Origin of the sequence: Ensifer sp. ENS10, assembly GCF_014852025.1 — a bacterium.
Classification (GTDB): Bacteria; Pseudomonadota; Alphaproteobacteria; order Rhizobiales; family Rhizobiaceae; genus Ensifer.
Map to the genome: position 1 here is coordinate 127,933 of NZ_JACVAS010000008.1, position 13,726 is coordinate 141,658.

Annotated in this window: 12 protein-coding genes and 6 tRNA genes; 10 read left to right on the forward strand and 8 right to left on the reverse strand. The window is 59.4% G+C overall.

What is annotated here, in order from left to right; translation table 11 throughout:
* Window positions 1-8: 8 nt before the first annotated feature.
* Window positions 9-191, reverse strand: a complete 183-nt coding sequence (locus IB265_RS25070; RefSeq protein WP_192495274.1) for a hypothetical protein — start codon at window positions 189-191, stop codon at window positions 9-11.
* Between the two features lie 662 nt (window positions 192-853).
* Here IB265_RS25070 and IB265_RS25075 point away from each other — a divergent pair.
* Window positions 854-2,083 carry a DUF4339 domain-containing protein gene (locus IB265_RS25075; RefSeq protein WP_192495275.1) on the forward strand — a complete coding sequence of 410 codons (1,230 nt, stop codon included), beginning with the start codon at window positions 854-856 and terminating at the stop codon, window positions 2,081-2,083.
* A gap of 54 nt (window positions 2,084-2,137) precedes the next feature.
* Window positions 2,138-2,950 (forward strand): hypothetical protein, encoded by an 813-nt coding sequence (locus tag IB265_RS25080; protein WP_192495276.1) that lies wholly within the window; start codon window positions 2,138-2,140, stop codon window positions 2,948-2,950.
* Window positions 2,951-3,109: 159 nt separating this feature from the next.
* Here the strand turns inward: IB265_RS25080 and IB265_RS25085 are convergent.
* From IB265_RS25085 to IB265_RS25095, 3 genes are all read right to left on the reverse strand, one after another.
* Window positions 3,110-3,186, reverse strand: a tRNA-Arg gene (locus IB265_RS25085).
* A 36-nt stretch (window positions 3,187-3,222) separates the two neighbouring features.
* On the reverse strand, window positions 3,223-3,528 hold the full coding sequence (locus IB265_RS25090) for an ETC complex I subunit (protein ID WP_034791376.1): 306 nt from the start codon (window positions 3,526-3,528) through the stop codon (window positions 3,223-3,225).
* A gap of 252 nt (window positions 3,529-3,780) precedes the next feature.
* A tRNA-Pro gene (locus IB265_RS25095) sits at window positions 3,781-3,857 on the reverse strand.
* 243 nt (window positions 3,858-4,100) lie between these two features.
* Here IB265_RS25095 and IB265_RS25100 point away from each other — a divergent pair.
* Both IB265_RS25100 and IB265_RS25105 read left to right on the forward strand, forming a co-directional pair.
* Window positions 4,101-5,285: a GGDEF domain-containing protein gene (locus IB265_RS25100; RefSeq protein ID WP_057255875.1), complete on the forward strand. Its 1,185-nt coding sequence runs from the start codon at window positions 4,101-4,103 to the stop codon at window positions 5,283-5,285.
* A gap of 486 nt (window positions 5,286-5,771) precedes the next feature.
* Window positions 5,772-6,413 (forward strand): DUF1062 domain-containing protein, encoded by a 642-nt coding sequence (locus tag IB265_RS25105; protein WP_057255873.1) that lies wholly within the window; start codon window positions 5,772-5,774, stop codon window positions 6,411-6,413.
* Window positions 6,414-6,461: 48 nt separating this feature from the next.
* Here IB265_RS25105 and IB265_RS25110 read toward each other — a convergent pair whose 3' ends face one another.
* The 3 genes from IB265_RS25110 to IB265_RS25120 form a co-directional block, all read right to left on the reverse strand.
* Window positions 6,462-7,109 (reverse strand): outer membrane protein, encoded by a 648-nt coding sequence (locus IB265_RS25110; protein ID WP_057255871.1) that lies wholly within the window; start codon window positions 7,107-7,109, stop codon window positions 6,462-6,464.
* Window positions 7,110-7,293: 184 nt separating this feature from the next.
* A complete protein-coding gene (locus tag IB265_RS25115; RefSeq protein WP_057255869.1) occupies window positions 7,294-7,773 on the reverse strand; it encodes a DUF192 domain-containing protein in 480 nt (159 codons plus the stop codon).
* A complete protein-coding gene (locus IB265_RS25120) occupies window positions 7,773-8,351 on the reverse strand; it encodes a cold-shock protein (protein WP_043623636.1) in 579 nt (192 codons plus the stop codon). Before IB265_RS25120 ends, IB265_RS25115 begins: the two co-directional genes overlap by 1 nt.
* A gap of 196 nt (window positions 8,352-8,547) precedes the next feature.
* Between IB265_RS25120 and IB265_RS25125 the strand changes: the two genes are divergently transcribed.
* From IB265_RS25125 to IB265_RS25150, 6 genes are all read left to right on the forward strand, one after another.
* Complete coding sequence (locus tag IB265_RS25125; RefSeq protein ID WP_057255868.1) at window positions 8,548-8,988, forward strand: VOC family protein; 441 nt, start codon at window positions 8,548-8,550, stop codon at window positions 8,986-8,988.
* A 397-nt stretch (window positions 8,989-9,385) separates the two neighbouring features.
* Window positions 9,386-10,720, forward strand: a complete 1,335-nt coding sequence (locus tag IB265_RS25130; protein ID WP_057255866.1) for a YcbK family protein — start codon at window positions 9,386-9,388, stop codon at window positions 10,718-10,720.
* A 136-nt stretch (window positions 10,721-10,856) separates the two neighbouring features.
* Window positions 10,857-10,931: transfer RNA gene (locus IB265_RS25135), tRNA-Glu, on the forward strand.
* Window positions 10,932-11,131: 200 nt separating this feature from the next.
* Window positions 11,132-11,206, forward strand: a tRNA-Glu gene (locus IB265_RS25140).
* Between the two features lie 199 nt (window positions 11,207-11,405).
* Window positions 11,406-11,480 (forward strand) — tRNA-Glu (locus tag IB265_RS25145).
* 207 nt (window positions 11,481-11,687) lie between these two features.
* Window positions 11,688-11,762, forward strand: a tRNA-Glu gene (locus IB265_RS25150).
* A 60-nt stretch (window positions 11,763-11,822) separates the two neighbouring features.
* On the opposite strand, the gene recJ is transcribed toward IB265_RS25150, so the two are convergent.
* Window positions 11,823-13,625 carry a single-stranded-DNA-specific exonuclease RecJ gene (recJ, locus tag IB265_RS25155; protein WP_057255864.1) on the reverse strand — a complete coding sequence of 601 codons (1,803 nt, stop codon included), beginning with the start codon at window positions 13,623-13,625 and terminating at the stop codon, window positions 11,823-11,825.
* Between the last annotated feature and the right edge of the window lie 101 nt (window positions 13,626-13,726).

Below are 13,726 nucleotides of genomic sequence, written 5' to 3' on the forward strand. Positions count from 1 at the left end.
AGGTCGTCTTAGTCGTCGTTCCTACGACGATTCCGCGTTATTCCGCCGTCCCCGGCTTCGGGCGAGCCGATCTCAGCCATGCGGTTGGCCTGGCCGAAGGTGCGCGGATGACGGATGGCGGGCAAGCTCAGGAAACCGAGGCCTGCGCGATCGAGCTTAATGTGGCGGGAAACCTGACGTGCGAAATGCATGGAGCCCTCCTTGGCTAGGAACAAGACGACACATACAAACGTGGGCAACCAGCGGACTAAATGGTCCAGCTAATTACTTGGTCTGTATGCATATCCGGTTCATGCCTGGGCTCCTTTGCGGTCAGTGACCGTGCTCATATAGATTCCGCCGGCGCTGCATAGGGGGTCGGCGCGGGAAATTGGGCGAATAGTGCACCGATCTGGTGCACTTCGCGCGATAGGGTAACTGGAGTACTAACGGGTTGGGGTATTGGAATAGGGAGTCTCGAATTAGGTCAGCGAATAGGCGCTTCCTTCAAGACCCTGACCAGGGCGTCATATTATGTAAGAGGCCCATCCCCAAGCCGTCGGCCTGGAACTGTGGCCAGATATGATGTGTCTCGCGATACGCATGACAACCTCGCGGAAAATCGAACACTGGCTTACTAAAAAGAACGGATAGTGAACAAATTTGGAAATGTCAAGTGCGGTGCAATGATTCTGGAGGAAGCCAGTTGTAGCCGCTTGCCGCCCCCGCTCGAATCCGAGCACCGTCGCAATTTTAAATAGTTTTGCCCCGGCCAAAGCGATTTTTTACTCGCAAGATTCGGCTGGCGTGCCTGGTACAACTTTACCCTGCTTTCTAACCTTGCTACGTCTTTGCCTAGCGGATGGGGGAATATATGATCGTTTGGTACTATGCGGCAGGAAAAGATCAAAAGGGCCCTGTTGATGATGATGAAATACGCGGGCTAATAAAAAGCGGCCAGATAAATAGAGAGACTTTTGTTTGGCACGAGGGCATGGATGCTTGGCAACGGGCAGCCGATCACCCCGATCTGTCAAAGGCATTCTCGACACCTCCGCCGCTACCCGTCGCATCACCTCCGAAATTGCCATCACCCATTTTTGACCCACCTGTTGTGAGGCCAGGTGTCGAAATCGCCTCACGACCCTGGCCACGTTTTTGGGCGAGGTTCATCGACAACCTCATCTTCGTCCCGCTGTTCGGATTCGGAATAGGCCTTTGGGCTGTCCTATACGCTCCGGACATTTACCTGCAGATCGTTACGATGAACGGCGTTCTATTCGGCGTTCTACTGCTTCCGCTCGTGGCGCTATTTCTAGCTCTGTGCATGATTGTTGTCGGCACCACACCTGGGAAGGCTGTCGTCGGTGTGCGCGTTGTTGTCCCCCAAGGTCATAGTCGGATTGGGTTCTATCTTTCGAGAGAGTTCAAGGTCTGGGTCGCTGGACTTGGGCTTGGTATCCCTTTCGTCGCGCTTTTCACGCAAGTCCGCCAATACCGACTGCTTGCAGCAGGCAAGGCTGCCAGCTACGACGAAGGTAATCCTGAAATCATAGCCAATCCGTCGAAAGTGCGTCTGGCCGCGAGCATCGTCGTCGTGAGCGCTCTGTTTACGGGCAATGTTATCTTGCGGGCTGAAGATCAGAAGGCGGAGACGAATCTCAACGCCACGCAGGCCTGGTTAAACCCGGTTACGGATAAGACGGCTACCATAGGGAAGACTTGGCAGGCACAGGAGATGAAGACAAACAGCGGGCGGGCGTTTTATTTTGCCTCCAACGAATTGCTCGCTGAGGCAATCCTTGGCTACGAGCGGTTTCCGTCTGACGGGGTGCAGGCCGCCGCTTATGCCGACGCGATAAAGGCGGCAGTCGCCTCGGATGTGAGCATTGATACGGAGTGGAGGTCAGTCTCCGTCCAAGGTATGCCTGCGCTCAGGGCGACAGGAAAATCGGTAAAATACACCGACAGCATTGTTGAAGTGACCATCGCGGTCAAAGGGCGTGACGCCTGGAGGACACTGGTCTTTGCAAGAGGGAATTCGCCCGCCCAGTCGGCAGAGAAAGACAAGTTTGTGCAAGCCATGTTCGGGACGGCGAATTGAGCGCCACAGCGCACGTGCTTCCGCTTGAGCGCCGTCTGGAAGATGGAGACTAAATTGGACAAGAGCCAGAATCTTCGCGATTTTTTTGCCGCTCCCGTCAATCAGACCACACGTGAGCGAATATTTTTCAGTCGCTTGTCTTTCGATATCAAGATCGCGGCGGCGCGAAACGGATACCATCTGCACTTGTACGAGCCAGATGTTGATCGCGATGGATTTGATATAGTCGTCGAAGACGAGGACGTTTCTCGTTGGTTCCAGACAAAGGCTGTTCTCGCCAGTGCCGCCACGGCAAGCTGGGATATCAACGCAGGTCTGCTGTGGCCAACAGTAGATGTAGGCGAAAAGTATTTTCGCGACCCCGTCGAATGCGGCAGAGGCGGCGGTGTCATTCTCATCGAAATAGACGATACGGCCCAGGCGGGTAACGTGGTCTATTCCTATACAGATTACGACATAATCACTGCGATCGCCGAAGGTTTTCTGACGGAGCAGATCGCAGTTAAAACGGGTCCAGGTCGCCCACACAAGCCTGCCAGACTCGAAGCGACAGAAACGCTCAAGCTCATCCACGCTTCGGACAGAGACAAAAAGGTATGGGTATCGCGAAAGCTCTTCGTCGAAATGGGCTCGGCCGACGCCTTGCTAGCCGCGATGGGTATGAGAACCGATAACAGTTATGGCATCTACACCATAAGGAATAGCTTCCGGCAGGTGATGATAGACGATGCTGGAAATTCAGCGGCGAATACCGACCTCAACCTCGTTAGTGCGCTGAACTACCACATGGCGATTTTAGCTGGATACCAACCGACGGCGACCGCGGCTAAACCCGCTCGATTCAAACCGTTCACTTGGGTTAAGTAGCTACCATCAGGCTAAACCAGTTGCCTGAGAAAATAGGCGTTGGGAAGAAATGCCCAAATCAAATCCAGCGAAATGACCCAATCAGTCAGCGCAGGGACAAACCAAACCCGCGAAATCATAGTAGAACCTCAAAAACACCCGCTAAGTGCTTGAATTTTTTGGCGACCCCTGCAGGATTCGAACCTGCGACAACCTGCTTAGAAGGCAGGTGCTCTATCCAACTGAGCTAAGGGGCCGTCCCGGGCTTCGCCCGTCGAATGCGACCGGAGGACTTAGTGGGTCCAGGGCTGCATCCGGTTGAAACGGAAGTTGTCCGGATAGGACACGCTCTTGCGCGTCGCTTCCTTCGGCGCGATCACGCGGTATTCGATGCCGTTGCGCTCCGCATAAGCGATGGCCTGCTCGGCGTTTTCGAAGGTCAGCCGCAGCTGCTGCTTCATGTCGCCGGAACTGGTGTAGCCCATGATCGGGTCGATCGTGCGCGGCTTTTCCTGATCAAACTCCAGCACCCACAGATTCGTCTTGGCCTTGCCAGACTGCATGGCGGTCTTTGCTGGACGATAGATCTTTGCGGACATGGTTTCGAACGGCTCCATACTTTCGCTGGCAACATTCACGGGCGCCAGCATTCCGTCATCCCATAACGCAGATTGATTTAAAACGGAATGACTTTTGGCCGGATAAATTCGGCTTTTCGGCTAGACGACCGCGCGGGATACAGGTTCCGCTGACACGGCCCTGCAGTCGCCGTTCAACAAGTGCCCAAAAGGCAATATCTGACGAAGTGAAAAGACGCAGGGAGATCAGGAACGCCACCTTCGGCGTTACGATGGTCGGAGTGGAGAGATTCGAACTCCCGACCCTCTGGTCCCAAACCAGATGCGCTACCAGACTGCGCTACACTCCGTGCCAACGGCGCCGGAGATACACGCTTCGCCCTTGGGCTGCAACATGTAATTTCGTTGACGTCCACACTGATGAAACCTGCATTCGTCCCACCCACAGTCCGTGGCAGGCAGAAATGTCCCGAAATGGGACAAAAGTGTCGGTCTGTCATTCGAGTTTAGTAATCGCTAAATCCATTGCGGCTAGAGCCAAGGGTGCACAACTGCACCGCGCCAGCCTCCCAAGCCCGCCCGAGCATCATTCCATGAACACCCAACTCGATCTCACCACCGTTCTGCTGCTTCACAAATCGTCGTTCCTCGTCGGCGCGTTCTGCTTTCTTTATGCCCGCTGGCAATCGCCGCGGGATGAAGGTCTCGGAATTCTCGCGAGCGGCTTCTTCTTCCTAGCTCTTGCGTCGACGCTCGCCGGCTACGGCGAACAGCAGCTGCTGCCGGCCTATCTGTGGACGCTTTCGAGCTTCACGCTCGGGATCGGCGGTTATGCGCTGTTCTGGATCGGTGTGCGCCGCTTGAGCGCTGGCCGGCGACGCAAGGCGGACTGGCTGGCACTTTCGATACCGGCCGCGGGCGCAGCAATCGGTCTTGCCACGCATTTCCATGTGGTCAACTACATCCGCGCCAGTGTGTTCAATGCCACCGCCTTTGCATTTCTGGCGGCCGCCGCCCTCGCCGTCATCGCCGATCGCAACAGGGAGCCGCTGCCGGTACGCGCGCTGTTTGCGGCGGCCATGACCGTCGGTGCCAGCCTCTGCCTTGCCGTGGTGATCGGTCTTGTGAAGCCGGGCGTCATACCGATCACCACCACCTACGCCTTTTTCCTCTCGATCATATGCCACTTCGCGATCGCCCTTTTTGCGCTCGTCCTCGTCAAGGAGAGGGCCGAAGCCGAGCTCAGGTGTTCAGCCGACACCGATGCCTTGACCGGCGCGCGCAACCGACGCTGGTTTCTCACGCAACTGCCTGGATCAAACTGGCATGGCGACTGCCTCATCGTCATGGATCTGGACTTCTTCAAGCGCATCAACGATCGCTATGGCCACCAAGCCGGCGACCAGGCGCTGATCGCCTTTGCCGATCTGATGAGGAAGAACCTCAGAAAGGGCGATTGCTTCGCCCGCCTTGGCGGGGAAGAGTTCGGCCTCTACCTGCCGCAGACCAGCGAAACGCAGGCGCTTTTCATCGCCGAGCGCCTGCGTCGCGCCGTCGAAGAACTCGTGGTGATCGGCAACGAGCAACACATAGCGCTCAGTGTCAGCATGGGCCTCGCAGCCGGCGGCAACGAAGGGTCGTGGGAGGACTTGTTCAACAGGGCAGACGCGGCGCTCTATGAAGCCAAGCGCGGCGGTCGCAACCGCGTCACGTCATTTTCCTCAGTGACTGCTCCTGCTTCAACGTCAATGGAGCTGAGTTTCGGCCGCGTCGGCTGAGGAAGAACGGCTACGCCGTCCAAAAAAGAAGCGGCCGTCCCAATGCAGAGGCCGCTCCAGATTGGAGGTGTAATGCCTCATACTACTCCTATTGAGCGAAATTGCCTGTGGCCAAATTTCACCTATTCCGAGCAAAAAGCCACCATGGCGCGTAGGCATGTCAACTCCGCACTTTGCGCGGCACACGCCGCGGTGTAGAACGGGCACGCAGCCACAATCGCGCTCTCCTGGAGTCTCGCTTTGCCTTTGTAAAATCCGGTCTCGCTAGTTTCACCCCGTACGCCCGATAGCGCCCGACGCTACCGGTATGATATTTCATGCGTTCGTTGAGGTGACGATTCGAGACCGGAATGGCATTGCCGATCTCAAGCCCGGTGCAACACCACCAGGCGGAACCATCACCTACAAACGCTGCCAGACCGCGTCCCCGGAACGGGTACTCAAACCGTCGTCTCGATGGACTTCCTATTGGAAGAACCAGACGACATGTCTCACACATTGACGGTCCTGTGGACCATTGAACCACACGCCGCGCCGCGCCCCTGGCTCGCCTGCAGCCGTTGCCGCGGCGCGCGCCCATTCGAATGCAGCCGCAAGACGCGGCTGAACGCCAACGGCCGGCGGCTGGATGCCTGGCTGATCTATCGCTGCGCCGACTGCGACGACACTTGGAATCGCCCGATCTTCGAGCGGCAGTATGTCCGCGACATCGCACCTGAAACGCTCGATGCGCTTCAGAACAACGACCCGCGCTGGATTCGCCGGGTCTCGTTCGACGTCGAGGGCCTTCGGCGAAGCACCGACAGGATCGAAGAATTCGCCGCTTGCCATGTGACAAGGCGCGTCGTCGCTCGACCGCGGGACGTCTGTACCCATCTTGAGATCGTCCTTGAGGTGCCGTTGGCAGTCAGTATGCGGGCGGATCGCCTGCTGTCGGCGGAACTCGGCCTGTCGCGCAACAGGCTCGTCCGGCTTGAGGAAGCAGGACGGCTGACGCTGCTGTCCGGCTCACGCAAGGCGTTGCAACGGCCCATCCGGGACGGTCTCCGCGTGGCTCTCGATCTCTCGGACGAAGGCGATCGAGGCGAAATTGCCGATCGCGCAGGGGGAATATTGCAGCCTGCATGAACGAATCAAGGAAGCGGCGGCCAGATGCTGGCGCTGCCTGCGCATTGGTCAGAATTTTACACCGACGCCGATGGTGAACTGCTGCTGATCGAGATCGACGTTGACGCCGCCGATGTCCTTGTCGCCATAGTCGTTGTAGCGATACTCGGCGCGCCCGAAGACGTTGTCGGTGAACGAATAATCCACACCGGCGCCGATCGTCCAACCGTTGAAGGTCTCTTTCTCCTTCGAGGCTCCGGGCACATCGACGAAGCCGCGGGTGACCGCCCAGCCTCCTGCCCCGTAAAGCAGCGCTTTGTCGTTCAGCACATAGCCGACGCGTCCGCGTATCGCGCCGGAGACATCGGTGCCGACTTCGGCGGAGGTTCCGCCAACATCGACGCTCTTGTCATTCCAGTTGTAGTTGACATCGCCCTCGATGCCGTAGACCCAATCACCCTGCTGATAGTTGAAACCGGCAAAGGCACCGAGCAAGCCGCCGTTGAAATCTTCTGAACCGCTGCCGCCGGGCGCGCTGAAATCGCCATTCAGCCAGCCGCCACCGCCCTGAAGGCCGACATACCCGCCGGTCCATACGAAAACGGGCGGCGTTTCGACAACCGGCGCCGGCTCCAGCGCCGGCGTCAGGTCTGCCGCCATCGTGTTTTGCGCGAACGCAGCGGCCGCCACGATCGCAACAACCACACTCCGGACCATCACAGATGCCTCCTGTCGTCTTCGGCAGAATATTAGCAATTTATTAAGTTGAAGTCTGCCCAAAAGGCTTTGCAGTCGTCATCGAAAGGATCGATTCGTCTCGATACAGGTGATTTAGGCGCTGATGCCCAAACTACAAGGCCAACGGATGCCAGCTGTCGATTTGTGATCATCTCCCCCGGGATCATCGCCCCGGGATTCGAGCGCCTTCAAGACGGTCTCCGGCCCGAATAGCAAGGCGTTTGACAGTGCCGGCATTGAGCTCGAGAACGAAGGCGACCGGCTCGCCGGAATCAATGATCGCTTCGGAAAATGGGACGGCGCCCTGGCGGATCGTCCGCACCACGCCCTTGTTGTCGATGAACAGCATGTCCAGCGGCAGATAGGTGTTCTTCATCCACATCATCACGCGGCGGGTTTCACCGAAATCGAACAACATGCCGTGATCCGGCGCCATCGACCGGCGGAACATCAGTCCCTGCTCACGCTGGTCGGGATCGACGGCAAGCTCGACGGTCAGTTCGTGCACCTTCCTGTCGGCGGTCACGAGCCGCATCTTGTCCGTGGTGAACTCAACCTCCGCCAAAGCCGCAGCGGCAAAGGCGAACAACAAAAAAAGCGCCACCAGGGCGCTTTTTCCGGAAAGATCTCGTACCGCGAGCATCAGTGCGACCGGCTCGTCGGCGACGGGCCGTCCGGATGGATCTCGGCGGCCATCAGGCCCTTTTCGCCATCGCCGAAGCGCACCAGGACAACCTGTCCCGGACGAAGCTCCGTGAGGCCGAAGCGCCGCAGGGTCTCCATATGAACGAAGATGTCCTCGGTCCCCTCGCCGCGCGTCAGGAAGCCGAAGCCCTTGGTGCGGTTGAACCACTTGACCAGGACCCGTTCGAGGCCGCTGGTCGGCGTCACCTGCACATGGGTGCGCACCGGCGGAAGCTGAGACGGATGTACGGCGGTCGACTGATCCATCGACAGGATGCGGAACGCCTGGTAGCCGCGATCGCGCTTCTGGATGAGAGCCACGACGCGCGCGCCCTCGAGAACCGTCTGGTAACCGTCGCGCCTCAGGCAGGTCACGTGGACCAGCACGTCCTGCATGCCGTTGTCAGGCACGATGAACCCGAAGCCCTTGGCGACGTCGAACCATTTGATCACGCCCGTGATTTCGATGAGGTCGAGAGCGTCACTGCCAAAGTCGTCACCATGCATGACGTCTTTTGAAGATGTCCTATCCGCCATTCTCTCCCAGCCCCTCGTTTACGCGCGACTACCGATACGGTTAACTGATTCTTATTGACCAGAATAACATCGTCCCGCCGCGGATACGCAAGACCCTCGGCATATTTTGGCCGAGATCTAATATGCGGACGCAGCCTTGCCTCTGGCTTGCTGGCGGCTCAGTATACGCCATCTTCTGCAAAACAGGGACATTGCAATGCGCTATCTGCACACGATGGTTCGCGTCAAGAATTTGGACGAGGCCTTGAACTTCTACTGCACGCTTTTCGGCCTGACCGAAATCCGCCGTTACGAGAACGAGAAAGGCCGCTTCACGCTCGTTTTCCTCGCGGCCCCCGGCGACATCGATCGCGCACGCGGAGAACTCTCACCCTGCCTCGAACTCACCTACAACTGGGATACGGAAGATTACACCGGCGGGCGCAATTTCGGTCACCTCGCCTATGAGGTCGACGATATCTACGGCTTCTGCCAGCATCTGATGGACAATGGCGTGACCATCAACCGCCCGCCGCGCGATGGCCATATGGCCTTCGTACGTTCCCCAGATGGCATTTCGATCGAAATCCTGCAGAAGGGCGAGAACCGTCCGGCGCAGGAGCCCTGGGCTTCGATGGCCAATACCGGCGCATGGTAAGCCCCGCGCAATTCTGACTGGCGAGGATGCCCCTATGTGGCCGGTCATACCGGCTGGCATGGCCGAGTCGCCGATCAGCAGCAGCAATGAATGATCCAAGGCCCGGTCGATCCGGGCCTTTGCATGTGTGCAACATGCGGGCTCAAGGTTAGCGCCGGTTTACAAATCGCGTGTCGTTGAGTATTTTTTCGCGCGAAACGTTGATGCCGGGTCCTATCCGCGATGTCTCGTGGCGGCGACCCCCTTTGTACTTGGCCTGATCTTTTCCCGTGGCGTTCTTTCGGACCGCCGCGAGAAACATGAGTTTGTTTGTTCTGAGCGATGTTTCGGAACTGAGACTTAATGCACGACAAGGCGAAGGTTTCGCCCGTCATGCACGGAGAGCGGGGATAGGACGTTGCAACATCCGGATACGAAGGGCGCAGTGCTCGCTGCCATTGCGCGCGCGGCAGCTTTATCCGTCTCACTCCTGGCACTCAGCGGCTGCGTGTCGGCCGTTGCCGACAACGACGTCACCGCCGGGCTGGGCCTTGAGGGACAGACAGCGGCCCAGGCGGCCGAATCGGCCGAGCAAGGCACGGTCCGGGATGCGCAGGTGGCCGCGCTCGGCAGCGATCCGCAGGCGCAACAGACCGCCACCACGCAGGATTCCGGGCAAGCCCAGTCCCTGACGATGCAGAACACAGGCCTGCGTGCCGCTTCTTCCAGCATCTACGGACAGGCAGCGGCGACGCAGGGCATGCCGAATACCCAGCCGCAGGCCAATGGAACTGTGCCGCTGCCGGCGGGCCAGCCCGCCATGAACGCAACCACCAACAGCTTGTTCAGCGGCACCCAGCGACAGCCTCAGCCCATCATGACGCCGCAACAGGGTGCCGCGAACGAGGCCACCGCTGCGCCGGCAGACACGGCGGTCGCAGCCTACGCTCCCGCTCCGGCGCCGGACGCCCTTCCCGCAGCCGTCCCCGTACCGCTCAGCGCCGAGGCGGCCGCCGGCGGCGAAAAATCGGCTGCACCTCAGGCCGTGGCCAATGCAGAGGTTGCGCCAGCCGCGGCTGAAGTGGCGATCGCGGAACCGATGCAGGCGACCGCGGAGGCAAAGGAAAGCGACGGCGACAAGGAAGCGCCGAAAACCTGGACACTCGCAACGCTCTTTGCCGGGAAACGCAAGGAAAAACAGCAGGAAGCACTGCGCGCCGCGCAACCAGCGGAAAAAAAGACGATTACCACCAGCAACGCGAGCCGGCCGCAGACGGCCTCCCTCGCCTACACGCTTCCGGGCGTCAAGCTGACTTCGCTCTATAATTTCGAGCACGAGGAACATCTCGGCGACGACGACGATGGCGCGCCGGTTCAGGTCGCATCCCTGTCGGGCCTGGCACGGCTGGCCCCGAGCGGGTTGATCCTGCAGACCGAGAAGGTTGATGCCGGCTGCTTCAAGCCTGAGCTCATGCAGATGCTGAAGAAGGTGGAAACGCATTACGGCAAGCAGGTGATGGTGACCTCCGGCCTCAGGCCGATCAAGGTCAACCGGGCGAAGCAGTCGCTGCATACCCGCTGCGAGGCAGCAGACATCCAGGTCCAAGGCGTCAGCAAGTGGGATCTTGCCGAATTCCTGCGCAGCGTTCCCGGTCGCGGCGGCGTCGGCACCTATTGCCATACGGAGTCGGTCCATATCGACATCGGCGCTCAGCGAGATTGGAACTGGCGCTGCCGGCGCGGCAAGGGCTGAAGCCAACCGCTTGTTTCCATGGATTATTCCAAGGAATCTACCCTTCGGCTCGCGACTGTGGAATTTTTACAGAAATATGAAGATTGCCGCTTGCGGTTCTCAAATCCTCTGGCTATAAGGCGCCCACACAGCGAGTGCGCCCTTCGTCTATCGGTTAGGACACCAGATTTTCATTCTGGGAAGAGGGGTTCGACTCCCCTAGGGCGTGCCACTGTGTTGAGCTTCCTCCCCCACATAAATCACTGATTTTCCCGCCTGACACAGCGATCTTTCCCGTCGCCGACGTCTTCCAATCCGGTCATTTAGTCCGCGGATTTTTCTCGTTGTTTTGAACAGGAAAAGCACAAAAATCCTGAGATTGGCGCTTGCGGTATCCAGAGTCGCTGGCTATAAGGCGCCCACACAGCGAGTGCGCCCTTCGTCTATCGGTTAGGACACCAGATTTTCATTCTGGGAAGAGGGGTTCGACTCCCCTAGGGCGTGCCACTGTGTTGATCTCCTCCCCCATGAAAATCGATATTTTCCTCGTCTGAAACGGTGATTTCCTGCCTCGGACACGTCTCCGATTCCGGCCTTCAGGCGCCGAATTTTTCTCGCCGTTTTTTAACAGGAAAAGCACAAAAAACCTGAGATTGACGCTTGCGGTATCCAGAGTCGCTGGCTATAAGGCGCCCACACAGCGAGTGCGCCCTTCGTCTATCGGTTAGGACACCAGATTTTCATTCTGGGAAGAGGGGTTCGACTCCCCTAGGGCGTGCCACTGTGTTGAATTTCTCCCCCACATCTCCAATATAGCTACGCAGCAAACTTGCGCTTGCGGCTCACTTTCGATCGAATCTCGCGACCTTGTCGCCGGAGCGATGCAGTTGGATTTATGTCGTCGTTTGCGCTGAAAAAGCATAATATCCGCAGCTGAATTGCTCACGGCCGCAAGACTGCGTTGCAAGTTCATCAGTCAGAAGCATGGGCGCCCATCGTCTAGCGGTTAGGACGCCGCCCTCTCACGGCGGCAACACGGGTTCGAGTCCCGTTGGGCGTGCCAATCCCTGCTCGCAAGAGCACCAGCCGCCGCTCAAATCTGAGCGATTCCTGTTCGGCGAGGTTACAGGGCCCTCGCCGCATCCGTGACGCGTAGCTGCACGCGGCGCTGGCCTTGCCAAAGGTCCGCCGAGACCGAACCTGCCACATGAATAGACGTGCCGCGGCTCGCGAGCAGGAAATCGCCGAGTGGCGTCTCCGTTGCCCGGAACGCTATGCCGTCGAGCCGGCTGCCGTCCTGGCCCTCCAGCGTCACCTTGATGTGGTTAGCGCCCACCTGCCGGCTGTCGCGCAGCCGATGCTGCGGGAAGGCAAAGACCGGTTGCGGGTGCGCCGAGCCATAGGGGCCGGCCTGTTCCAGGAGATCGATAAGCTCCAGCGTCGCGCCGGAGGCGGCGAGCGCGCCATCGACCTTGAGCGTCTGGATGGCGACGAGATCGCGCACCGCAGATTCCGCACGCTCCTCGAAGAATTGCCGGAGTTTGCCGAGCTTCGCACGCTCCACCGTGAGGCCGGCGGCCATCGCATGACCGCCCCCTTTGACCAGCAGGCCCCCATCGACGGCCGCCCGGACCATCTTGCCCATGTCGAAGCCATTGATCGAACGGCCAGAGCCGGTGCCGCGCCCATTCGGATCGAAGGCGATGGCAAAGGTCGGCCGGCGGAATTTTTCCTTGATGCGGGCGGCGAGCAGCCCGACGATGCCGGGGTGCCAGTTTTCGCGCGCTGTAACGATCACCGAGGCGCCCTCGCCGGTGCCGTATTCCGCCAGAACCTCGGCCTCGGCCTCGGCCAGCATGGCGGCTTCCATGGCCTGGCGTTCGCGGTTGAGTTCATCAAGCTGCGCAGCGATCTTTTCCGCCGCTCCGGCATCGTCCATCGCCAGAAGGCGGCTGCCGAGCGCTGCGTCGCCGATGCGGCCACCGGCATTGATTCGTGGCCCCACCAGAAACCCCAGGTGATAGGGCGTGACCGGACCGCCGATCGCCGCCTTCCTCAGCAGCGCCGCGAGCCCAACATTTCCCATGTGCCGCGCGGCAATCAGTCCCTTGACGACATAGGCCCGATTGAGCCCCTTGAGCGGCACGACATCGCAGACGGTCGCCAGTGCCACCAGATCGAGCTGGGCCAGCAGATCGAAGGATGCAACACGGACATCGCCGGCATTGCGCAGAACGCGCAGCGTGTTGACGAGAACGAGATAGACGACGCCGGCGGCGCAGAGATGTCCTTGTCCGGAAAGATCGTCCTCCCGGTTGGGATTGACGAGCGCATGACAGGCCGGCAGCGCTGAGCCAACCTGGTGGTGGTCGATGACGACCACATCGATGCCGCGTTTCGCCGCCACCGCGAGCGCTTCATGGCTCGTCGAGCCGCAGTCGACGGTCACGATAAGTTCGGCGCCGTTGTCGATCAGTTGTTCGATGGCCGCGGGATTCGGCCCGTAGCCCTCGAATATCCGATCGGGAATATAGATCTCCGCATCGATGCCGAAATGACGGAGGAAGCGGGTCATCAGTGCCGAAGAGGCGGCACCGTCGACGTCGTAATCGCCGAAGACCACGACCTTTTCGCGCCGCTTGATGGCCACTGCCAGGCGATCGGCGGCCTTGCGGCAATCGGTGAGCGAATCGGGATCCGGCATCAGCGACCGCAGCGTCGGATCGAGGAAGCTCGCCGCGTCGTCAAGCACGACACCGCGGCCGGCAAGCACGCGACCGAGCAGATCGGAATAGCCGTGGACCTGGCTGATGGCGAGCGCCCGGTTCTGGCCGGCCTGATCAAGGCGCGACACCCAGCGCTGGCCGCTGATCGACTGCTCGACGCCGAGAAAGGCCCGCTGTACCGGATCCACCAATTCATCCATGCTCGTCCACCCGCCTGCGCTTATCGCTTCTTAGCGCATAACCCCGAAAATCGTGACCGTTTTTGGAACGGCATACACAGAGATCCACGTTCCTCGCCCGT